Origin of the sequence: Streptomyces sp. NPDC093094 (genome assembly GCF_044754345.1) — a bacterium.
In the GTDB taxonomy this organism is placed as follows: Bacteria; Actinomycetota; Actinomycetes; order Streptomycetales; family Streptomycetaceae; genus Streptomyces.
This window is the reverse complement of sequence record NZ_JBIVOX010000011.1, coordinates 247628-269317: the sequence shown is the minus strand read 5'-3', so window position 1 is coordinate 269317 and position 21690 is coordinate 247628. Positions and strand designations below refer to the sequence as shown.

The following is a 21690-nucleotide window of genomic DNA, read 5'->3' as shown; positions in this document are numbered from 1 at the left end:
CGCGCGCTCACCCGACGCGCGCACATCCCAGAAGCATCGACGCAGAAGATCCTGACACCGGGGTAATCCGTGAAAAAGCTCTCCGCACGACGACGCCATCCGCTGGCGGCGGTCGTCGTCCTACTCCTCGCGCTGGCGGCCACCGGGGGGCTGTACGCCGTGTTCGCGCCCGCGGACAAGGCGCAGGCCGATGAAACCGCCCAGTCCCTCGCCATCGACGAGGGCAAGAAGCTCTACGCCGTAGGCTGCGCCAGCTGCCACGGCACCGGCGGTCAGGGCAGCACCGACGGCCCCAGCCTGGTCGGCGTGGGCGCCGCTGCCGTCGACTTCCAGGTGGGCACCGGCCGCATGCCGGCGGCGACCTCCCAGGGCGCCCAGGTGCCGAAGAAGAAGAACCTCTATTCGCAGGCCGAGATCGACCAGCTCGCGGCGTTCATCGCCTCGCTGGGCGCGGGCCCGACCGTTCCGACCGAGGAGCAGTACGGCCCCGAGGGTGCGGACATCGCCAAGGGTGGCGAGCTCTTCCGCACGAACTGCGCGCAGTGCCACAACTTCACCGGCAAGGGTGGCGCGCTCACCAAGGGCAAGTACGCCCCGAGCCTGGAGGGCGTCGACCCGAAGCACCTCTACGAGGCCATGCAGACCGGCCCGCAGAACATGCCTTCCTTCCCCGACACCACCCTGTCGGAGCAGAACAAGAAGGACATCATCGCGTACCTCGACGCGGTCAACAGCGACGACACCGAGAACCCGGGTGGTCTGGAGCTGGGCGGCCTCGGGCCGGTCAGCGAGGGCCTCTTCTCCTGGATCTTCGGCCTCGGCGCGCTGATCGCGGTCGCCGTCTGGGTCGCCGCTCGGACCGCAAAGGCCAAGAAGTCATGAGTAGCCAAGACATTCCAGAAGAGAACCTGCCCGCTGAGCAGGGGACCGCGCACGGCGCGGTGAGCGTCGCGGACGAGAAGAACCCGTTCGCCGACCCGGGGCTGCCGCCCCACGAGCACCGGATCCAGGACATCGACGAGCGGGCCGCCAAGCGGTCCGAGCGTGCGGTCGCCCTGCTGTTCACGGTGTCGATGCTGGCCACCGTCGGCTTCATCGCCTCGTACGTGGCGATCCCGCACGACAAGTCGGTCTTCGTCTTCCCGATCGGTCACCTCAACGCGCTGAACTTCGCGCTGGGCCTGACCCTCGGCACGGCCCTGTTCTGCATCGGCGCGGGCGCGGTCCACTGGGCCCGCACCCTGATGTCCGACGTGGAGGTCGCCGACGACCGTCACCCGATCGCCGCGTCCGAGGAGGTCCGCGCGAAGGTCCACGAGGACTTCCGCCAGGGCGCCAAGGAGTCGGTGATCGGCCGGCGCAAGCTGATCCGCAACACCATGTTCGGTGCGCTCACCCTGGTGCCGCTGTCGGGCGTCGTGCTGCTGCGCGACCTCGGCCCGCTGCCCGAGGACAAGCTCCGCCACACCCTGTGGAGCAAGGGCAAGCTGCTCGTCAACATGAACACCAACGAGCCGCTGCGTCCGTCCGACGTCGCCGTCGGCTCGCTGACGTTCGCCAAGCCGGAGGGCCTGGAGGAGGACGACCACGACTTCCAGAACGAGATCGCCAAGGCTGCTCTGATGATCGTCCGGCTCCAGCCGGAGGACATCAAGGACAAGCAAGAGCTCGCGTGGTCCCACCAGGGCATCGTGGCGTACTCGAAGATCTGCACCCACGTCGGTTGCCCGATCTCCCTGTACGAGCAGCAGACGCACCACGTGCTCTGCCCCTGCCACCAGTCCACCTTCGACCTGTCCGACGGTGCCCGGGTCATCTTCGGCCCCGCCGGTCACGCCCTTCCGCAGCTGCAGATCGGCGTGAACGACGAGGGCTACCTCGAGGCGCTCGGCGACTTCGCGGAGCCCGTCGGTCCTGCTTTCTGGGAGCGCGGATGAGCACTCAAGAGACCACCGAGTCCCGCTCTCGCGGGAAGGCCCCGGCCGGCGAGCGCATCGCCGACTGGGCCGACGGCCGGCTCGGGATCTACTCCCTGGCCAAGGCCAACATGCGCAAGATCTTCCCCGACCACTGGTCGTTCATGCTGGGTGAGATCTGCCTCTACAGCTTCATCATCATCATCCTCACGGGTGTGTACCTGACGCTGTTCTTCCACCCGTCGATGAACGAGGTGGAGTACCACGGCAGTTACGTGCCGCTGCAGGGCCAGCTCATGTCGGAGGCGTTCTCCTCCACGCTGGACATCAGCTTCGACGTCCGTGGCGGTCTGCTCATCCGGCAGATCCACCACTGGGCCGCGCTGATCTTCCTCGCGGGCATGTTCGTGCACATGATGCGCGTGTTCTTCACGGGCGCGTTCCGCAAGCCGCGTGAGATCAACTGGCTGTTCGGCTTCCTGCTGTTCGTCCTCGGCATGTTCACCGGTTTCACCGGTTACTCGCTCCCGGACGACCTGCTCTCCGGCACCGGTGTCCGCTTCACGCAGGGCGCGATCCTGTCGACGCCGGTCATCGGCACCTACATCTCGTTCTTCCTCTTCGGCGGCGAGTTCCCGGGCACCGACTTCGTGGCCCGCTTCTACTCGATCCACATCCTGCTGCTGCCGGGCATCATGCTCGGTCTCGTGGTCGGCCACCTGATCCTGGTCTTCTACCACAAGCACACGCAGTTCGCGGGCCCCGGAAAGACGAACAAGAACGTCGTCGGCATGCCGCTGCTGCCGGTCTACATGGCCAAGGCCGGAGGCTTCTTCTTCCTGGTCTTCGGTGTCATCGCGGCCATCGCGGCGATCGCGCAGATCAACCCGATCTGGGCCATGGGCCCCTACCGTCCGGACCAGGTGTCCACCGGCGCCCAGCCCGACTGGTACATGGGCTTCGCCGAGGGTCTGATCCGCTTCTTCCCGGGCTGGGAGATCAACCTCTGGGGCCACACGCTGGTCCTGGGCGTGTTCATCCCGCTGGTCCTGTTCGGTGTGGTGCTGATCGCCCTCGCGGTCTACCCCTTCATCGAGTCCTGGATCACCGGCGACAAGCGCGAGCACCACATCCTGGACCGTCCGCGCAACGCCCCGACGCGCACCGCGTTCGGCGTCGCCTGGATCACGATGTACATGATCACGCTGATCGGTGGTGGAAACGACCTCTGGGCCACCCACTTCCACCTGTCGATCAACGCGGTCACCTGGTTCGTCCGCATCGGCTTCTTCGCCGGACCGATCATCGCGTTCGTCCTCACCAAGCGGATCTGCCTCGGCCTCCAGCGCCGTGACAAGGACAAGGTCCTGCACGGCCGCGAGACCGGCACGATCAAGCGCCTGCCGCACGGTGAGTTCATCGAGGTGCACGAGCCGCTCAGCCAGGAGCAGCTGCACACCCTCACCGCGCACGAGCAGTACAAGCCGGCCGAGATCGGGCCGACGGTCGACGAGAACGGTGTCGAGCGCAAGGTCAAGGGTTCCGAGAAGCTGCGCGCCAAGCTGAGCAAGGCGTACTTCGGCGAGGACTCCCAGATCGAGAAGCCGACCGTCGAGGAGTACAAGGAGATCACGAGCGGCCACGGCCACCACTGATCGCTGCGTTCGCCACGCCACAGCGAAGGGCCCCGTCCGGTGTTCGGACGGGGCCCTTCGCCCTGCCCCGGGCTGGATAGGCTGGGGATCACACTCCCTCACGACACTCAGGAGCGGCTGATGAGCGCTGTGACCCCCGCTGGAGGCGACACCGCGGCGGGCCGTTCCTGGCCCCAGGTGCTGAACGCCCTGCTCGACGGGCACGACCAGAGCGCCGAGGCGACCGCCTGGGCGATGGACCGGATCATGCGCGGCGAGGCCACCGACGCCCAGATCGCCGGGTTCGCGGTGGCGCTGCGCGCCAAGGGCGAGACCGTGGAGGAGATCACCGGTCTGGTCCGCACGATGTACGAGCACGCCAATGTCATCGAGGTGCCCGGCGCCACCGTCGACATCGTCGGCACGGGCGGGGACGGCGCCAGGACGGTGAACATCTCCACCATGTCCTCGATCGTGGTCGCCGGCACCGGCGCGAAGGTCGTCAAGCACGGCAACCGCGCGGCGTCGTCGGCGTCCGGCGCGTCCGACGTGCTGGAGAAGCTCGGCGTCAACCTGGAGCTGACCCCCCAGCGGGTGGCGCAGGTCGCGGAGGAGGCCGGGATCACCTTCTGCTTCGCGGTGAAGTTCCACCCGGCGCTGCGTCATGTGGCCGCCGCCCGCGGGCAGTTGGGCATCCGGACCACCTTCAACTTCCTCGGCCCGCTCACCAATCCGGCGAAGGTCAGGGCCCAGGCGGTCGGGGTCGCGGACGCGCGCATGGCGCCGATCGTCGCGGGCGTCTTCGCCGAGCGCGGCAACTCCTCGCTGGTCTTCCGCGGGGACGACGGCCTCGACGAGCTGACGACCACCGCCACCTCCCGGGTGTGGGTGGTCAGGGACGGCAAGGTCACCGAGGAGGCGTTCGACCCGCGCGAGGTCGGCATCGGCCTGGTCCCGGTGGAGGCCCTGCGGGGCGCGGACGCCTCCTACAACGCCGAGGTCGCGCTGCGCGTGTTCGGCGGCGAGACGGGGCCCGTCCGGGACGCCGTACTGCTCAACTCGGCGGCCGCGCTGGTGGCGCTGGAGCCGACCGGAGCGCCGCTGGCGGAGCAGATCGGGGCCGGCATGGCGAAGGCCGCGGAGTCGATCGACTCGGGCGCGGCGCAGCGGACGCTGGACCGCTGGGTGGCGGCCAGCAACGCCTGACCTCCCGCCGACGGCCGTCCCGCGATCCGGACACGGGTTGCGGGGCGGCGATCACTTCGCGTACGTTCCTGTACCAGGTCATGAGTGACAGTCATGAGGCCCCGGCCGACTGTCCGGCAACCCTCCGTCCGTGGCGGGGTGCCCCGGGTGAGGACCAGGCCGTGGACAGCAAGGTCCACGGCAAGCGCGGACCCCTCTCGACACCAGGGGTCCTGGTCGTTCGAGGGAGCCTTCCGTGAGCAAGCGAATGCGATAGGGCCGCCGAGCCCCGCCTCCGCGTTCCCTTCTTTCTCTTCTTCCTCCACCCTCACGGGAGTCCTCGCCATGTCTGTCTCCGTCGCTGCCGCCGACCAGTCCGTTTGTGCCCCGCTGCCCGTTCTGGGCCGGGATGTCACCGTCCCGCTCGTCACCGGCGGCGAGGTCGTCTACGCGGCCCTCGACTACGCGGCCAGCGCCCCCGCCCTCCAGCGCGTCTGGGACGACGTGGCCGCCTATGCCCCGTACTACGGCAGCGTGCACCGCGGCGCCGGCTACCTCTCCCAGCTGTCCACCGACCTGTTCGAGAACGCCCGCCGCACGGTCGCCGGGTTCCTGGACTGCCGGGAGAACGACCAGGTGGTCTTCACCCGGTCCACCACCGACTCCCTCAACCTGCTCGCCCGCGCCCTGCCCGCCGACTGCCAGGTCTTCGTCTTCGAGACCGAGCACCACGCCTCGCTGCTGCCCTGGCGGGACGCCCGGGTCACCTGCCTCGACGCCCCGCGCACCCCGCGCCAGGCGGTGGAGACCCTGGAGCGCGCGCTGGCCGGCCGTGACCCCTACGGCCCGGCCCTGGTGTGCGTGACGGGCGCCTCCAACGTCACCGGTGAGATCTGGCCGGTGCGCGAGCTCGCCGCGGCCGCCCACGCGCACGGCGCCCGGATCGTGCTGGACGCCGCACAGCTGGCCCCGCACCACCCGGTGAGCGTGCGCGACCTGGACGTCGACTGGGTCGCCTTCTCCGGGCACAAGCTGTACGCGCCCTTCGGCTCGGGCGTCCTGGCCGGCCGTGCCGACTGGCTGCGGGAGGCGGAGCCGTATCTGGCGGGCGGCGGCGCCAGCCGCAAGGTCACCCGGCGGGAGGACGGCGGCGTGGCCGTCGAGTGGCACGAGAGCCCGGCCCGCCACGAGGCCGGCTCCCCGAACGTGATCGGCGCCTACTCCATCGCCTCCGCCTGCAAGGCCCTGACGGAGGCGGGCTGGGACTCCCTCGTCGCCCGGGAGACGCAGCTGGTCGACCGGGTCCGCGCGGGCCTCGCCGAGGTCCCCGAGGTCAGGATCCTCTCCCTCTTCGGCGACGACGCCCCGCGGGTGGGGGTGATCTCCTTCGTCGTGGAGGGCTGGAACAGCTCCCACTTCGCCGCCGCCCTCTCCGCCGAGTACGGCATCGGCGTCCGCGACGGCCTCTTCTGCGCCCACCCCCTGGTCCGCACCCTCCTGGGCAGCGACCCCCAGACCCAGGGCGAGTGCGGTGCCCCCGAGGCGGCTCCCGGCGAGAAGTCCCTCAACGCCATCCGGGTGAGCTTCGGCGCGGGCACCCCCGACGAGCACGTCGACCGCTTCGTGGCGGCCGTGAAGGAACTGGTGACCGAGGGCGCCAGGTGGACCTACCGCACGGAGGAGGGCCGCTGCGTCCCGGCCGTGTGAGGTGACGCGCCCCCTGGGGACGCTCCAGGGGGCACGGGACGCTCAGGAATCGAGCCCGATCGCGAAAGCCGCCTCGAGGTCGTGCTGCGAGTACGTCCGGAAGGCGACATGCGTGTCCGTCGCCTCGACGCCCGCGATCTTGCTGATCCGCCCCGGAATGACATCGGCCAGGTCCTCGTGCTGCCGCACCCGGACCATGGCGATCAGGTCGTACGTCCCCGTCACGGAGAAGACCTCGCTCACGGAATCCAGCGAGGCGACCTGCTCGGCGATCTCCGGGATCCGGTCCACGCTGGTCTTGATCAGAACGATCGCGGTGATCACGGCTGGTTCTCTCCCTCGGGGGCCGGAGCTGGGGCGGCTTTCACTCTAGTCGTACGGCCGTGACGGGCCCACGCGTAGGCGAAGCCCAGGCCGAAGCCCACCAGGTGCGCCAGGTACGCCACCCCCGGCCCGCCCGTGGCCCGCCCCGCGGCCAGCCACTGCAGGGCCGCCCAGAACGGCAGCACGACCCACGCGGGGAACCGCAGCGGCAGGAAGAACAGGAACGGCAGCAGACTGGTCACCCGCGCCCTCGGGAACAGGTACAGGAACGCCCCGAGCACCGCCGAGATCGCCCCGGACGCCCCCACCAGCGACTGCCCGGAGCCGGAGTTGGCGGCCGCGTAGCCCAGCAGGGCCAGACAGCCGCACCCCAGATAGAAGAGGGTGAACTCGACTCGCCCCAGGCGTCTCTCGGTCATCACGCCGAAGACGTAGAGAAAGAGCATGTTGCCGAGCAGATGCACCCAGCTGGCGTGCACGAAGAGCGCCGTCGCCGTGGTCAGCGCGGCCCGGGGGGAGCCCTCGAACAACTGGTCCGGGACCACTCCCCACCGCCGGAAGTAGGCCCGCTGCGCCAGGGCCAGCCCGTCCCCGCTGCCGTGGACCGGGTTCAGGCCCGACGCCGGGCCGATCAGGAAGATCAGGCAGCACAGGCCGATCAGTCCGTACGTCACCGGCGCCGTCGGCCGCCGCATCGCCACGGCCGTCCGGCCGGCCCTCGCGCTCCAGTCGCTGATCATGAACACAGAGCATGGCGTAACCGGACGCATACATACAGATCGCCTCGCCGCCGTGGACAGGCGGGCGGGGTGTCGTCCCCAGGCCGTAGGGTTACGAGCCACACGTGCCGGTACGCCGGCGCATCGCGGAGACTAGAAGGAAGTGAACAGCCACGATGACGGTTCCCCTGCCCACCGACTCGACCCGGTGGCGCTGCACCCTGTGCGGCAACCTCACCCGCTTCGATGTGACCCGCTCGTCGAAGGTCGTGGAGTACGTCCACCTCGACCTCGCAGGACAGCCGAGCGTGGAGGAGCGCGAGGTGGTCAGTGAGACCATCGAGTCGGTGCGCTGCCGCTGGTGCAACGCGGTGGATCAGGTGGAACTGGTGGACAGGCCGGGCGCCGGCTCCTGACGGGAGCGGGCCCCGCACGGGCATTGGGGTGTGACGGATGGTGGAGACCACGGGCGGGGGGCCGGGCGACGGCGCCGCCGAGGTGCTCGACCGTCCGCTGCCCGACGGGGTGCGGCGCCGGGTCGTGCAGATCGTCTCGGACGGGTTCGGGGGGCTGACCGTGGCCGAACTGCCCGCCCAGCTCAGACAGTACGCCCGATTCGCAGCCAACCGCCGCGCCAAGTTCGCGGGCAACGCGATGGCCTCCGCGCTGGAGACCGACTCCCTGTTCCGGCAGCGGATCGGGGAGAAGTTCCGGGAGGCCCAGCCCGAACTGGCCGCCGCGCTGGACTCGGGGTCGCCCCCGCCGGCCGCGGACCCCCTCGACGTGGCGGCCGCGGCCTATGTGCTGCGTCCGGCCGGCTGGGTGAAGCTGGTGACGGCCGCGGGCGAGGAGGCCCAGCGCGCCGACGCCGAACGCGCCGACGAGGAGAGCCGGGCCGAACTGGAGCGGCTGCGCGCCGAACTGGCCGCCGCGCGCGAACAGGCCCGCGCCGAGACCGAGCGCACGCGCGTGGAGCTGGAGGCCGCCCGCAAGGAGACGGAGTCGCTCCACCGCAAGCTGCGCGCCGCGCTCAGCGACGTCAAGCGCGGCGAGGCCGCCCTGCGCAAGATCCAGGGCGAGATCGAGGGCGTGCGCACGGAGAGCCATGCGCAGGTGTCCGCCGCCGAGAGCGAGACACGGCGTCTCAAGGCCCGCCTCGGGGAGACCGAGGCCGCCCTGGAGGCCAGCCGCAAGGCGGCACGCGAAGGGCGCAGCGTCGAGGACATGCGGGTGCGGCTGCTGCTGGACACCGTCCTGGAGGCGTCCCAGGGGCTGCGCCGTGAACTCGCCCTGCCGCCGGTGTCGGTGCGCCCGGCGGAGACCGTGGACGCGGTCGAGCCGGGGCGGATGACGCCGAAGGACATCGCCGCGCGGGCGCTGTCCGAGGACGACCCGGCGATCCTGGACCAGCTGCTCGCCCTGCCGCAGGCGCATCTGGTGGTCGACGGCTACAACGTCACCAAGACCGGCTATCCGCAGATGCCGCTGGAGAAGCAGCGGCTGAGACTGCTGGGCCAGCTCTCGCAGCTCGCCGCGCAGACCGGCGCCGAGGTCACCTGTGTCTTCGACGGCGCCGAACTGGCCGCGCCGGTGCTGCTGGCGCCGCCGCGCGGGGTGCGGGTGCTGTTCTCCAAGCCCGGCGTCACCGCGGACGAGCTGATCCGTCAGCTGGTGCGCGCCGAGCCGCCGGGCCGGCCTGTCATCGTCGTCTCCACCGACCGTGAGGTGGCCGACGGGGTCGCGCGCGCCGGGGCCCGCCCGGTGGCGTCGGTGGTGCTGCTGAAGCGGTTCTCGCGCGGCTGAGCCCGTCACGGCGTATGCCCCATGGGCCACGTACGCACCAAGCGCAACGTACAGGCGCATTGCCCGAATTGGCCCGTTCTTCACGCAACGTAGCGTCAAGCGCGTATCACTGCACGTGAGTTGCGGGCAAAGAATGCGCTCCGTGAGCGGAATTTTTGCCTCAGGATTTGAACTGATCACAGCAAGGTCACTAGGGTCATGCCTCGAACCTCCGATCGGGTGATCGCTCACAAGAAGGAGTCCACCCCCGTGGCTTCCCACCGTCGACCCAAGCAGCCCAGTCGCGCACGCGTGACGGTGCTGACCACCGCCGCCGCCGCTGCCGTCGCGATCAGCGCGCAGGCCGCCAATGCCGCGCCCAGCGAGAAGCCGAGCAAGGACGAGGTCAAGGCGAAGGTCGACAAGCTCTACGAAGAGGCGGAGCAGGCCACCGAGAAGTACAACGGGGCCAAGGAGAAGCAGGAGAAGCTCCAGAAGGAGATCTCCACCGTCCAGGACAACGTCGCCCGCGGCCAGGAGGAGCTCAACGAGCTGCGCGACGGCCTGGGTTCGATGGCCAGCGCCCAGTACCGCAGCGGCGGTATCGACCCCTCCGTCCAGCTCTTCCTCTCCGCCGACCCCGAGGACTACCTCGACAAGGCGTCCACGCTCGACCAGTTGAGCGGCCAGCAGGTCGAGTCGCTGAAGAAGATCCAGGACAAACAGCGCGAACTCGCCCAGGAGCGCGCCGAGGCCACGGAGAAGCTCAAGGACCTCGCCTCCACCCGCGAGGAGCTGGGCAAGAAGAAGGAAGAGGTCCAGGGCAAGCTCTCCGAGGCCCAGAAGCTGCTCAACTCCCTCGACGCCGCCGAGAAGGCCGCCCTCGCCGAGGAGCAGGCCCGCGCCAACCGCTCCTCCGCGGAGCGCGTGGACCTCGGCAACAGCGCGAAGGGCTCCGGCCGCGCCATGGCCGCCTTCCAGGCCGCCCAGAGCAAGATCGGCACGCCCTACGTCTACGGTGCCTCCGGCCCGTCCTCCTTCGACTGCTCGGGTCTGACCTCCTGGGCCTTCGCCCAGGCCGGTGTCGGTATCCCGCGCATCTCGCAGGACCAGGCCAACGCCGGTACCCGCATCTACAGCCAGTCCGACCTCAAGGTCGGCGACCTGGTCATCTTCTACGGCGACCTGCACCACGTCGGCTTCTACGCGGGCAACGGCCAGGTGCTGCACGCCCCGCGCACCGGCGCCTATGTGCGCTACGAGTCGATCAACAACATGCCGTACCAGTTCGGCGTCCGGATCTGACCTCCGGACGTCCCGGCGACTCCTTCAAGATCAGGACACCGTGCCGCCCGAACGGGCGAATTGCACGGGCGCGTTCTGACTCCACGCCCCGCTGCTGACCTGCGTCTGCGGCGGGGCGTCACCGTGTGTGCCCGCCGAGGTCTTTGGCCGGTGCCCCCGCGCGGGGTTACTGTCTGCCGCGTTTCCAGCCAGCCAGTGGAAGGAGCGCGTCCCGTCGTGGGCTCTCACCGCCGCCTTGCACCGTCCGGGTTCGACCGCGGGATCGGTGCCCTGTGCGCCCTCTCCGTCGCCGCTCTCGGCGCCGTACCCGCCGCCACGTCCGCGGTGGCCGCGCCGCACGACGACCCCCGCGCCGAGGTGGACCGTCTCCACGCGGAGGCGGAGAGGGCCACCGAGGCGTACAACGAGGCCGACGAGCGCGCCGACGCGCTGCGCGACCGGATCGCGCACGCCCAGGACCGCATGGCCCGCCAGCAGGAGCGCGTCAACACCCTGCGGGAGAAGCTCGGTTCGCTGGCCGGGGCCCAGTACCGCTCCGGCGGGATCGACCCCGCCGTCGCCCTGCTGTTCTCCGACGACCCGGACGACTACCTCGACAAGGCGTCCGTCCTGGACCGCATCGGCGCCCGCCAGGCCGGACAGCTGAAGGAACTCCGCGGCGCCCTGCGCGAACTCTCCCAGGAGCGCGCCGAGGCGCTCGGCACGTTCGACGAGCTGGAGCGGAGCCGCAGGGCGGTCGCCTCCCACAAGCGCACGGTGGAGCAGAAGCTCCTGCGGGCGCGTCAGCTGCTCGCCTCCCTGCCGGACGCCGACCGTGCGGCCTACGACCGGGCCTCACGCTCCGGCCGTTCGGGCATGCCGGGCCCGGACGGCGCCGTCTCTGTCCCGGGCCGCGCGGGTGCCGCCGTCGCCGCCGTCCGCTCCGCGCTGGGCAGGCCCTACGTCTGGGGCGCCAACGGGCCCGGCGGGTTCGACTGTTCGGGCCTGATGCAGTGGTCGTACGCCCAGGCCGGCGTCGCCATCCCGCGCACCTCGCAGGCCCAGCGTCACGCGGGCCGTCAGGTGCCGCTGTCCCAGGCGCAGCCCGGCGACCTGGTCATCTACCGCTCCGACGCCAGCCATGTCGGCATGTACGTCGGCGACGGCCAGGTCATCCACGCCCCCTACCCGGGCGCCCCGGTGCGCTACGACCCGGTCGGGATGATGCCCGTCGCGTCGGTGACCAGGGTCTGATCCCGCCGGCCGGCCTTACGATCGGAAAGGTGGCTGGTCGAAGGCGGGCGCTGAGCGCGGGTGTCGCGCTGCTCTGTGTGCTGCTCGTCTCCCCGGCCGGGTGCGGGGCGCCGGCCGTGCGGGACGACACCCGCACCGAGGTGCAGCAGCTGCTGGACCGGCGCGGGCGGGCGCTCGTCGCCCATGACGCGAAGGCGTACCGGGCCACCGGCGGCGCCGTGACGTACGACCGGCTGCGGGCCGTGTCGCTGGCCGGCTGGACCTACGAGGTCACCGGTCTGCGCCGCAGCGGCGACACGGCCACCGCCGACGCCGAGCTGCGCTACAGCCTCTCCGGCTACGACACGGCCCCCGCGACCGCCGGCCGCACGCTGGACCTCGCGCGCGACGCGGAGGGCGACTGGCGGGTGGTGTCCGACCGGCCCGCGCGGAGGTCCGCGCAGCAGCTGTGGGACCAGGGCGAGGTCGCGGTCGTGCGCGCCCGGCACGGCATCGTGCTGGGCGTCGGGCAGTCCCGCGAGGCGCTGGACGGCTTCGCGCGTCTCACCGACGACGCCGTACCGGCCGTGTCCGACGCCTGGGACGGGGAGTGGAGCCGGCGCGTCGTGGTGCTGGTGCCCCGGTCGCTGGACGGCATGGCGGGGCTGCTCGGCTCACCGGCCTCCGCCTACCGGGGGATCGCCGCCGTCACCACCGGCGAGGTCGGCGGTTCGCGGCGGGCGCCGGCGGACCGGGTCATCGTCAACCCCGACGCGTACGGGGTCCTCGGCCCGACGGGCCGGCAGGTCGTGCTCACCCACGAGACCACTCATGTGGCCACCCGCGCCCACACCAACGCCGCGACCCCGCTGTGGCTGTCCGAGGGGTACGCCGACTGGGTCGGCTACCGCGGCACCGGCCGCACCCCCGCCGAGGCCGCGCCGGAGCTGGCCCGGGCGGTGACCGAGGGGCGGCTGCCCGCGGCGCTGCCGGCGGACGGCGACTTCGGCTTCGACGGGGACTCGGCCGCGCTGGCCCGGGCGTACGAGGGCGGCTGGCTGGCGTGCCGGATGATCGCCGAGCGCTGGGGCGAGGCCCGGCTCGGGGCGTTCTACCGCGCGGTCGGGGAGCACCGGCAGCGGGCCGGGTCGGTCGAGGACGCGCTGGAGCGGGTGCTCGGGACGACCCCGGAGGAGTTCACCGGGCAGTGGCGGGAGTATCTGCGGGCTCAGCTCGGCTGACCGAGCACGTCCAGAGCCTCCCTCAGCCACTCCAGCTCGGCCTTCCCGGTCGCCCGCGCCACGCGCAGCATGCCCTGCCGGAAGAGGTCGTCGGCCTCCTCGGCGCGCACGGGTGCGCCGTCGTCGTAGAAGAAGCTCGTCGGGGTCTCCAGGAAGTCCAGGCGGCGGCGGAGCACGGCGGCCTGCTCCTGCCGGTCGGGCAGATGCCGCAGGAACGCGAGCAGGATGTTGAAGCGGACCTGGTCGGTGATCTCGGTCTGCTTCGGGTGCCGCAGCCGCTCCAGCAGGTCCTCGCGGCCCTCCGGCGTCAGGGACAGCACCCGGCGGGGCGCCGCGCTCGCGCCCTCCTCGGTGTGCTGGTCGAGCCTGCCCGAGGCGATCAGGCGGTTGATCGCCGGGTAGAGGGCCCCGTCGCTGACCGGGCGGACATGGCCGCTGAGGGCCCTGATCCGCTCCTTGAGCTCGTAGCCGTGCAGGGGTGTCTCGGCGAGGAAGCCGAGGATCGACAGCTCCAGCACCTTTTCCTCCTTGTGATGTGCCGCTGCCTCATGCTACCTCTTATCGAGCTACCTCGAATCGAGGTAGCTCGAAGTGTGGCAACTCGAAACGAGGTGCCGCGCCGATCCGAGGGGGACATCCGTGAACGCCCATCGCAAGCAGCTCGTCTCGCTCGCCGGACCCGTCTATGTGCAGTTCCTGGCCTTCGTCGCCGCGGGGATCGTCAACACCGTCTGGGTCGCCCGGCTCGGCGGGCCGGCCGTGGCCGCCGTGGCGATGGCGACCACGGTGGAGAACGTGCTGCTCGGTGTGGCTCTCGTCTTCGGCTCGGGCACGACCGTGCTGGTCGCGCACGCACGGGGCGCACGGGACCCCGCCGCGGTGCGGGCGGCCGTACGGGGCGGCTGGGCGCTGTGCGCGCTGGTGACCCCGGTGGTGGCCGTCGGCGGGTTCCTGCTGCGGGAGCCGCTGGCCCGTCTCGCCCTGGGCGGCGGCGACGCGGTGCCCCTGGCCGCCGCCTACTTCGCGGTCTCCCTGCCGGGCGTCACGGTCTTCTTCGCGCAGCAGCTCGTCGACGGCCTGCTGAAGGGCGCGGGCGACACCCGGACGCCGATGCGGCTCGCCCTGCTCGCCAACGGGCTGATCCTCGTGTGCGACCCCTGGTTCGTGCACCGCTACGGCGTCGAGGGCGCCGCCGCCTCCACCGTGCTGTGCCGCTGCGCGGCCCTCGCGGCCGGACTGGTCGCCGTACGCCGCAACGCGGTGCTGCGGGGGGCCGGGGCGCGGCCCGCCGGGCCGGTGGCGGCGGCGCTGCGGCGCACGCTGCGGACCGGGCTGCCCATGTCCGCCGACTTCACCGTGCGGCAGACCGGCACGCTGGTGCTGGTGGCGATCGTGGCACGGCTCGGGGTGACGGCGGTGGCCGCGTACGCGATCGCGTTCAAGGTCATGTTCGTCGTGACCATGGCCTGCTACGCGGTGCGGCAGGCCGCCTCCATCCACACCGCGCACACCCTCGGGGAGGGCCGTGAGGAGCGGCGGGCGATCGGACGGGAGGCCGTGCTGGTCGCCTGCGCGGTCGCGCTGGCGGGTGCCGTGCTGCTCGCGGTCACGGCCTCCTGGATCATGGCCGCCTTCGGCGCCGGCCCCGACGTCGCCCGCGAGGGCGTGCTGTTCCTGCGCTGCATCGGCCCCTACCTGGTCCTCATGGCGGGCTTCATCGCGCTCGGCGGGGTCTTCGAGGGTGGCGGGGGAGCGGGGGTGCTGCTGCGGGTGACCCTGTTCGGCACGGCCGTGCAGCTGCCGCTGGCGTACGGCCTGTCAGGACTCGGTCTGCCCGGCGTGGCCCTGGCGGCGGCGCTCGCGACGGGCCTGCAGGGTGCGGTGTGCGCCGTGCTGTTCCGGCGGGCCGGGCGTCAGGAGGAGACGGGGGTCCCCTTGGCCGCGGCGGTCTGACCGGGCAGCGGCGCGGGGGGTGTGCGGGCCGCGGTCGCCCGCCACAGCTCACGGGCCGCGAGGAACCCGGCGGCCACCAGCATGCCGTTGCGCAGGACCAGCAGGCCGACGCCCAGCGTGTCGCTCGCGACGACGTGCGCGAACCACACCGGGAACTCCAGCACCGTCACCAGCGACGCCGCCACCACCAGCAGGCCCGGCAGCCGCATCCGGCTGGAGCGGTACCCGAGGCAGACCGCGGCGAGGCCGACCAGCCACACCATGTACTGGGGGCTGATCACCCGGCTGGTGGCGGTGAACAGCAGCACCGCCGTGAACGCGGCGTCGGCGAGCGTGGTCGCCGTGAACCGCACCGCCGCCAGCCGCCACAGCAGCAGCCAGCCCATCGCCATGCCCGTCAGCGCCAGCGCGGCCGTGCTCACCATGTCGACGTACGGGCCGAGGAACTCCACCGAGCCGTAGTTCAGCAGCACCTGGCCCTCCCAGCCGTGGTGCCGGGCCACATGGAAGACCAGCGAACCCAGCGACTCCACCTCGGTGCCCCGGTCGCGCTGGAAGGTCAGGAAGGCGAACGCGCCGGGCATCACCAGGCTGAACAGCACCGCCAGCCCGGCCGCGGTCGCGGCCGCCGCGCCCCAGGCCCGGCGCTTCACACAGCCCACCAGCAGCAGCGCCGGCCACACCTTCAGCATCGCCCCGAACCCGGCGAGCGCCCCCATCAGCCGGGGCCGCCGGGCCCCCGCGAGCAGCGCGGCCACCGCGACCGCGGTCACCATCAGGTCGTAGCGGGCGTACACCGTCGGGCCGAGCAGCGGCACACCGGCCACCCACACCCAGGCGCCGCGCAGCGTACGGCCCGGCCGCTGCCCGGCGGACATGAGCAGGGCCAGGACGGCGAAGTCGGCGAGGAAGGCCAGGACGAAGAACGCCTGCGCGTACTCCAGGAAGGGCAGCAGGGCGGGGGACAGGATCGCCAGGGCGGCGGCGGGCGGGTACTGCCAGGTGACGTCCTCCTGCGGGAACGTTCCCTCACGCAGGACCTCGTACCAGCCGTGGTAGATGAACGACACGTCGCTGGTGACGTCGGGGCCGGGGAAGACGAAGACCTTGAAGACGAAGAGCAGCAGGGCCAGACGCGTCAGGCCCCACACCGCGAACAGAGCGAACGCGGCACGTCCGACGTCCGTATTCTTCACCTGAGCCCCACTTCGTCCGCCGGCCGCCGTCCGGTCCATGATCCCCCGTCGGCCTGTGCGCGAGCCGTGCAGCGCGGCCGTGCCGACCCGCGAGTCTACGTTGGGTAAGGTCGGCGGCGATGCGCAAGACCCTGATCGTGACCAACGACTTCCCGCCCCGCCCCGGCGGCATCCAGGCGTTCCTGCACAACATGGCGCTGCGGCTCGATCCCGGGCAGCTCGTCGTGTACGCCTCCACCTGGAAGCGCGGACGCGAGGGCGCCGAGGCGACCGCCGCCTTCGACGCGGAGCAGCCCTTCACCGTCGTCCGTGACCGCACCACCATGCTGCTGCCGACCCCGGGCGCGACCCGGACGGCCGTGCGGCTGCTGCGGGAGCACGGCTGCACCTCGGTGTGGTTCGGGGCGGCGGCACCGCTCGGTCTGATGGCGCCCGCGCTGCGCCGGGCGGGTGCCGAGCGCCTGGTGGCCACCACCCACGGCCACGAGGCCGGCTGGGCCCAGCTGCCCGCCGCGCGGCAGCTGCTGGGCCGGATCGGCGACTCCACCGACACGATCACCTACCTCGGCGAGTACACCCGCTCGCGGATCGCGACCGCGCTGAGCCCGGCCGCGGCCTCGCGCATGGTGCAGCTGCCGCCGGGCGTCGACGAGAAGATCTTCCACCCGGCCTCCGGCGGCGACGAGGTCCGCGCCCGGCTCGGCCTCACCGACCGCCCGGTCGTGGTCTGCGTCTCGCGGCTGGTGCGCCGCAAGGGCCAGGACACGCTCATCCGGGCCATGCCGCGGATCCTGGCCGCCGAGCCGGACACGGTCCTGCTGATCGTGGGCGGCGGCCCCTACGAGCAGGACCTGCGCCGTCTGGCGAGCGAGACCGGGGTGGCGGACTCCGTCCGCTTCACGGGCCCCGTGCCGTGGTCCGAGCTGCCCGCCCACTACGGCGCCGGCGACGTCTTCGCGATGCCGTGCCGCACCCGCCGCGGCGGCCTGGACGTGGAGGGCCTCGGCATCGTCTACCTGGAGGCGTCCGCGACCGGCCTCCCGGTCGTGGCCGGCGACTCCGGAGGCGCTCCCGACGCGGTCCTGGACGGCGAGACCGGCTGGGTCGTGCGGGGCGGCTCCCCCGAGGACGCCGCGGAGCGGATCGTCGCCCTCCTGGGGGACGAGGAACTGCGCCGTGCCATGGGCGAGCGCGGCCGGGCCTGGGTCGAGGAGAAGTGGCGCTGGGACCTGCTGGCGGAGAACCTGAGGACGCTGCTGTAGGGCCCTCGCCGGAACGCGGTGAACCGACGGGACCCGCCGGAGGTGCGGGGAATCGGCGCGGATGCGCCGGGGGTGCGGGGAATCGGCGCGGATGCGCCGGGGGTGCGGGGGATCGGCGGGGACCCGCCGGGGGTGCGGGGGATCGGCGGGGACCCGCCGGGGGTGCGGGGGACCGGCGCGGACCTGCCCGGGGACGCGGGGAGCCGACGGGGTGCGGGGGATCGGCGCGGACCCGCCGGGGTGCGGGGGATCGGCGCGGACGCATCGGGGGTGCGGGGGATCGGCGCGGATGCGCCGGGGGTGCGGGGGATCGGCGGGGACCCGCCGGGGACGCGGGGACCGCGCGGATGCACCGGGGGTGCGGGGAATCGGCGCGGACGCACCAGGGACGTGGGGAATCGACGCGGACGCACCGGGGGTGCGGGGACCCGCCGGGGGTGCGGGGGACCGTGCGGGCAGGCTGCGGGCGACGGGAAGCCGCGGACGGGCGGACCGCGGCGCACCGGACCGCGCGCACGCCCTAGGCGGAACCGGAAAGTCGACGCATGCTGCGGAACATGACAGCAAACCTGATGCAGCGTCAGCTGACAAGACGTCAGATCCTGGGCATGATGGCCCTCCAGACCGCGGCGGCCTCCGGCTTCACCCGGATCGGCCTGCAGTCCGCGCACGCGGCCGAACCCGCCCCGGCCGACTCCGCCCCGGCCGTCGTCGTCGGCTCGGGCTACGGCGCCGCGGTCGCCGCCCTCCGCCTCGGCCAGGCCGGCATCCGCACCCTGGTCCTGGAGATGGGCCGTCTGTGGAACACCCCGGGCGCGGACGGCAAGGTCTTCTGCTCCACCGCCGCCCCCGACGAGCGAGCCATGTGGTTCCGCACCCGCACCGAGGCCCCGCTCGCCACCTTCCTCTGGCTGGACGTCGTCAACAAGGACATCGCCCGCCACCCCGGCACCCTGGACCGCGTCCGCTTCGACCACATGTCCGTCTACGTCGGCCGGGGCGTCGGCGGCGGCTCCCTGGTCAACGGAGGCATGGCGGTGACCCCGCCCCGGGACTACTTCGCCGAGCAGTTCCCCGCCGTCGACGCCGACGAGATGTACGGCACCTACTTCCCGCGCGCCCGCTCCATGCTCGGCGTCAACACCGTCGACCCCACCTGGTTCGAGTCCACGGAGTGGTACCGCTTCACCAGGATCTCCCGCAGGCACGCGGCGCGGGCCGGCCTGCGCACCACCTTCGTGCCCAACGTCTACGACTTCGAGCACATGCGCCGCGAGGCCGCCGGCACCGCCCCGAGGTCCGCCCTGGCCGGCGAGGTCATCTACGGCAACAACCACGGCAAGCGCAGCCTCGACAAGACCTACCTGGCCGCCGCGCTCGGCACCGGCAACGTCACCGTGCACACCCTAGAACGGGTCACCTCGGTGCGCCGGGCGCCCGACGGGAGCTACGTCCTGACCGCCGAGCGCATCGACCTGACCGGCAGGGTCGTCGAGACCAAGGAGTACGGCTGCACGTACCTCTTCCTCGGCGCCGGCAGCCTCGGCACCACCGAACTCCTGCTGCGCGCCCGAGAGTCGGGCACCCTGCCCGACCTGGACGCCGGCGTCGGCACCGGCTGGGGCCCCAACGGCAACGTGATGCTGGGCCGGGCCAACCATCTGTGGGACACCGTGGGGGCGAACCAGTCCACGATGCCGGTCATGGGCATCGACGACTGGTCGAACCCCGCCAACCCCGTCTTCGCCGAGATCGCCCCGCTGCCCATGGGCCTGGAGCACTGGGTCAGCCTCTACCTGGCCATCACCAAGAACCCGGAGCGGGCCTCCTTCAGCTGCACGGACGGCGCGCTGCGGCTCGGCTGGAGCGCCGCGCAGAGCGCGGTCTCGGCGGGCATGGCGAAGAAACTGTTCGACCGGATCAACGCGGCGAACGCCACGATCTACCGCTACGACCTGTTCGGCTCGTCCGGCCGGGTCTTCGCCGACGACTTCACCTACCACCCGCTGGGCGGCTGCGTCCTGGGCAGGGCCACGGACGGCTACGGACGCGTCAAGGGCTACCGGCGGCTCTACGCCGTGGACGGCTCGCTCGTGCCCGGCTCGATCGGCGTGAACCCCTTCGTCACCATCACCGCCCTCGCCGAACGCATCATGGCGCGGGTCCTCGTGGAGGACACCGCGCCATGAACCCGACGTCGCGTCGGCCGGCCGCCTACTTGGCGTAGATCGCCTCGATCTCGGCGGCGTAGTCCTTCGCCACCACGTTCCGCTTCAGCTTCAGCGACGGAGTCAGGTGGCCCGACTCCTCCGTGAACTGGGAGGACAGAATGCGGAACTTCCGCACCGATTCCGCCTTCGACACCGCGGCGTTGCCGTCGTCGACCGCCGACTGGATCGCGGCCAGCAGGTCCGCGTCCTCACGCAGCGACGCCGCGGTGGACCCCGCCGGCTTGCCGTGCTCGGCCGCCCAGCGGCCCAGGAACTCCTCGTCGACGGTGACCAGCGCGCCCACGAACGGCCGCCCGTCACCGACCACCATGCACTCCGCGACCAGGGCGTGCGCCCGGATGCGGTCCTCGATCACGGCCGGGGCGACGTTCTTGCCGCCCGCGGTGACGATGATCTCCTTCTTGCGCCCGGTGATCCTGAGGTAGCCGTCCTCGTCGAGCGTGCCGATGTCACCGGTGTGGAACCAGCCGTCGGCCAGCGCCTCCGCCGTCGCGCCCGGGTTGTTCCAGTACTCCTTGAACAGGTGCTCGCCGTGCAGCAGCACCTCGCCGTCGTCCGCGATGCGCACCACCGAGCCGGGCAGCGGCTGGCCGACCGTGCCGATCTTCTGCCGGTCCCACGGGTTGAACGCGGTCGCCGCGCAGGACTCGGTCAGCCCGTAGCCCTCCAGCACCGTGAAGCCGATGCCGCGGAAGAAGTGGCCGAGGCGCTCGCCGAGCGGGGCACCACCGGAGATGGCGAACTCGCCGCGGCCGCCGAGGACCGTGCGCAGCTTGCTGTAGACGAGCTTGTCGAAGACCTTGTGCTTCAGCTTCAGGCCGAAGGACGCGCCCGAGGGGGTGTCCAGCGCCTTGCTGTAGGCGATCGCGGTGTCCGCGGCCTTGTCGAAGATCTTGCCCTTGCCGTCCGCCTGCGCCTTGGCGCGCGCGGAGTTGTAGACCTTCTCGAAGACGCGCGGCACACCCAGGATCAGCGTCGGGCGGAACGCGGCGAGCTCGTCGGTGAGGTTCTTGATGTCCGGGACACAGCCCAGCTTGATCGGCGCGATCATCGGCGCGATCTGCACCAGGCGGCCGAAGACATGGGCCAGCGGCAGGAACAGCAGCACGGAACACTCGCCCGTGCGGAACAGCGGCCGCAGCCGCTCGACGATGTTGCCGCACTCGGCGAAGAAGCTGCGGTGGGTGAGGACACAGCCCTTGGGGCGGCCCGTGGTGCCCGAGGTGTAGACGATGGTCGCCGCGTCGTCCGCCTTGGCGATCGAGCTGCGCTCCTCGACCGTCTCGTCCGCCACGTCCTGTCCGAGCCTGCCCAGCTCCTCCAGCCCGCCGGCCTCGATCTGCCAGACGTTCTTCAGGGCGGGCAGCGCCTCGCGGATCTCCTCCAGCGCGGCGGCGTGGCCGTCCAGCTCCACGATGCAGGCGGTGGCGCCCGAGTCGGACAGGATCCACTGCACCTGCTCCGGCGAGCTGGTCTCGTACACCGGCACGGTGACGGCACCCGCGCTCCAGATCGCGAAGTCCAGCAGCGTCCACTCGTAGCGGGTGCGCGACATCAGGCCGACGCGGTCGCCCGGCTGCACGCCGGAGGCGATCAGGCCCTTGGCCGCGGCCCGGACCTCGGCCGCGAACTGCGTGGCCGTGACGTCCTGCCAGCGGCCGGACACCTTGCGGGCCATGACGGCGACATCGGGATGCTGCGCGGCGTTTCTGCGCACGATGTCGGTCAGATTGCCGTCCGCGGGGACCTCGTACAAGGCCGGAAGGCTGAACTCGCGCAAGACTGCTGCTCCTCACAGGGCGCCGGCGCCACGACGTTGTGTGCTGCGACGGTGCGGTCCAAGGCTCGGGCAAGTGCTCGCGGATTCACATGTTGAAATCCAGAGCACGACTGGACTGCCCGGACGTTACCCGCCGGTATGGCGTCTCCGACAGGGGGTCCCGGGGAGATGTTCGCTGCGTCACACAGATCGGTACTGCTGTCGATGTTTCTTCGCGCACAGTAGTCGACAGCGTTCGGAACC

18 protein-coding genes and 1 riboswitch are annotated in these 21690 nt (G+C 71.8%); of the genes, 13 read left to right on the top strand and 5 right to left on the bottom strand.

The genetic code is table 11. The features are described from left to right. Positions 1–69: 69 nt before the first annotated feature. From ACIQGV_RS24855 to ACIQGV_RS24835, 5 genes are all read left to right on the top strand, one after another. A complete protein-coding gene (locus ACIQGV_RS24855; protein WP_402497532.1) occupies positions 70–882 on the top strand; it encodes a c-type cytochrome in 813 nt (270 codons plus the stop codon). Continuing rightward, a complete protein-coding gene (locus ACIQGV_RS24850; RefSeq protein WP_402497530.1) occupies positions 879–1937 on the top strand; it encodes a Rieske 2Fe-2S domain-containing protein in 1059 nt (352 codons plus the stop codon). Before ACIQGV_RS24855 ends, ACIQGV_RS24850 begins: the two co-directional genes overlap by 4 nt. Beyond that, a complete protein-coding gene (locus ACIQGV_RS24845; RefSeq protein WP_402497528.1) occupies positions 1934–3571 on the top strand; it encodes a cytochrome bc complex cytochrome b subunit in 1638 nt (545 codons plus the stop codon). Before ACIQGV_RS24850 ends, ACIQGV_RS24845 begins: the two co-directional genes overlap by 4 nt. Positions 3572–3691: 120 nt before the next feature. Further along, positions 3692–4756: an anthranilate phosphoribosyltransferase gene (trpD, locus tag ACIQGV_RS24840; protein ID WP_402497525.1), complete on the top strand. Its 1065-nt coding sequence runs from the start codon at positions 3692–3694 to the stop codon at positions 4754–4756. Positions 4757–4832: 76 nt separating this feature from the next. Then, positions 4833–4949, top strand: a riboswitch (SAM riboswitch). Positions 4950–5080: 131 nt separating this feature from the next. Beyond that, positions 5081–6442 (top strand): aminotransferase class V-fold PLP-dependent enzyme, encoded by a 1362-nt coding sequence (locus ACIQGV_RS24835; RefSeq protein WP_402497523.1) that lies wholly within the window; start codon positions 5081–5083, stop codon positions 6440–6442. A 42-nt stretch (positions 6443–6484) separates the two neighbouring features. On the opposite strand, the gene ACIQGV_RS24830 is transcribed toward ACIQGV_RS24835, so the two are convergent. Then, a complete protein-coding gene (locus tag ACIQGV_RS24830; protein WP_356688975.1) occupies positions 6485–6766 on the bottom strand; it encodes an Lrp/AsnC ligand binding domain-containing protein in 282 nt (93 codons plus the stop codon). Continuing rightward, positions 6763–7506 (bottom strand): rhomboid family intramembrane serine protease, encoded by a 744-nt coding sequence (locus ACIQGV_RS24825; protein ID WP_402497521.1) that lies wholly within the window; start codon positions 7504–7506, stop codon positions 6763–6765. Before ACIQGV_RS24825 ends, ACIQGV_RS24830 begins: the two co-directional genes overlap by 4 nt. A gap of 155 nt (positions 7507–7661) precedes the next feature. Between ACIQGV_RS24825 and ACIQGV_RS24820 the strand changes: the two genes are divergently transcribed. The 5 genes from ACIQGV_RS24820 (at position 7662) to ACIQGV_RS24800 (ending at position 13025) form a co-directional block, all read left to right on the top strand. Beyond that, a complete protein-coding gene (locus ACIQGV_RS24820; protein WP_402497518.1) occupies positions 7662–7901 on the top strand; it encodes a hypothetical protein in 240 nt (79 codons plus the stop codon). Positions 7902–7938: 37 nt separating this feature from the next. Continuing rightward, on the top strand, positions 7939–9288 hold the full coding sequence (locus ACIQGV_RS24815; RefSeq protein WP_402497516.1) for an NYN domain-containing protein: 1350 nt from the start codon (positions 7939–7941) through the stop codon (positions 9286–9288). A 249-nt stretch (positions 9289–9537) separates the two neighbouring features. Further along, on the top strand, positions 9538–10572 hold the full coding sequence (locus tag ACIQGV_RS24810; RefSeq protein WP_402497514.1) for an NlpC/P60 family protein: 1035 nt from the start codon (positions 9538–9540) through the stop codon (positions 10570–10572). 216 nt (positions 10573–10788) lie between these two features. Continuing rightward, positions 10789–11805, top strand: coding sequence for an NlpC/P60 family protein (locus tag ACIQGV_RS24805; protein ID WP_402497512.1), 1017 nt, complete (start codon positions 10789–10791; stop codon positions 11803–11805). Between the two features lie 29 nt (positions 11806–11834). Further along, positions 11835–13025: a hypothetical protein gene (locus ACIQGV_RS24800; RefSeq protein WP_402497510.1), complete on the top strand. Its 1191-nt coding sequence runs from the start codon at positions 11835–11837 to the stop codon at positions 13023–13025. On the opposite strand, the gene ACIQGV_RS24795 is transcribed toward ACIQGV_RS24800, so the two are convergent. Further along, the gene (locus ACIQGV_RS24795) at positions 13013–13543 is read right to left on the bottom strand and encodes a PadR family transcriptional regulator (RefSeq protein ID WP_402497508.1); all 531 of its coding nucleotides are present in this window, start codon (positions 13541–13543) and stop codon (positions 13013–13015) included. The genes ACIQGV_RS24800 and ACIQGV_RS24795 overlap by 13 nt on opposite strands. Before the next feature lie 121 nt (positions 13544–13664). On the opposite strand from ACIQGV_RS24795, the gene ACIQGV_RS24790 reads away from it, so the two are divergent. Further along, entirely contained in the window at positions 13665–14978 is a 1314-nt protein-coding gene (locus tag ACIQGV_RS24790; RefSeq protein ID WP_402497506.1) for an MATE family efflux transporter, read from the top strand. Here ACIQGV_RS24790 and ACIQGV_RS24785 read toward each other — a convergent pair. Further along, positions 14939–16213 (bottom strand): glycosyltransferase 87 family protein, encoded by a 1275-nt coding sequence (locus ACIQGV_RS24785; protein WP_402497504.1) that lies wholly within the window; start codon positions 16211–16213, stop codon positions 14939–14941. The two genes, ACIQGV_RS24790 and ACIQGV_RS24785, sit on opposite strands and share 40 nt — an antisense overlap. 80 nt (positions 16214–16293) lie before the next feature. Here ACIQGV_RS24785 and ACIQGV_RS24780 point away from each other — a divergent pair, with 80 nt between their 5' ends. Together ACIQGV_RS24780 and ACIQGV_RS24775 are read left to right on the top strand one after the other, a co-directional pair. Further along, positions 16294–17436 carry a glycosyltransferase family 4 protein gene (locus ACIQGV_RS24780; RefSeq protein ID WP_402497501.1) on the top strand — a complete coding sequence of 381 codons (1143 nt, stop codon included), beginning with the start codon at positions 16294–16296 and terminating at the stop codon, positions 17434–17436. Between the two features lie 608 nt (positions 17437–18044). Then, positions 18045–19625 (top strand): GMC oxidoreductase, encoded by a 1581-nt coding sequence (locus ACIQGV_RS24775; RefSeq protein ID WP_402497643.1) that lies wholly within the window; start codon positions 18045–18047, stop codon positions 19623–19625. 25 nt (positions 19626–19650) lie between these two features. On the opposite strand, the gene ACIQGV_RS24770 is transcribed toward ACIQGV_RS24775, so the two are convergent. After that, positions 19651–21447 carry an AMP-dependent synthetase/ligase gene (locus tag ACIQGV_RS24770; protein WP_402497499.1) on the bottom strand — a complete coding sequence of 599 codons (1797 nt, stop codon included), beginning with the start codon at positions 21445–21447 and terminating at the stop codon, positions 19651–19653. Positions 21448–21690: the final 243 nt, after the last annotated feature.

Coding starts and splice junctions, on each gene's coding strand:
- ACIQGV_RS24850 (WP_402497530.1), top strand. CDS start 879: ATGAGTAGCCAAGACATTCCAGAAGAGAACCTGCCCGCTGAGCAGGGG.
- ACIQGV_RS24845 (WP_402497528.1), top strand. CDS start 1,934: ATGAGCACTCAAGAGACCACCGAGTCCCGCTCTCGCGGGAAGGCCCCG.
- trpD (WP_402497525.1), top strand. CDS start 3,692: ATGAGCGCTGTGACCCCCGCTGGAGGCGACACCGCGGCGGGCCGTTCC.
- ACIQGV_RS24835 (WP_402497523.1), top strand. CDS start 5,081: ATGTCTGTCTCCGTCGCTGCCGCCGACCAGTCCGTTTGTGCCCCGCTG.
- ACIQGV_RS24825 (WP_402497521.1), bottom strand. CDS start 7,506: ATGATCAGCGACTGGAGCGCGAGGGCCGGCCGGACGGCCGTGGCGATG.
- ACIQGV_RS24820 (WP_402497518.1), top strand. CDS start 7,662: ATGACGGTTCCCCTGCCCACCGACTCGACCCGGTGGCGCTGCACCCTG.
- ACIQGV_RS24815 (WP_402497516.1), top strand. CDS start 7,939: ATGGTGGAGACCACGGGCGGGGGGCCGGGCGACGGCGCCGCCGAGGTG.
- ACIQGV_RS24785 (WP_402497504.1), bottom strand. CDS start 16,213: ATGGACCGGACGGCGGCCGGCGGACGAAGTGGGGCTCAGGTGAAGAAT.
- ACIQGV_RS24780 (WP_402497501.1), top strand. CDS start 16,294: ATGCGCAAGACCCTGATCGTGACCAACGACTTCCCGCCCCGCCCCGGC.
- ACIQGV_RS24775 (WP_402497643.1), top strand. CDS start 18,045: ATGATGGCCCTCCAGACCGCGGCGGCCTCCGGCTTCACCCGGATCGGC.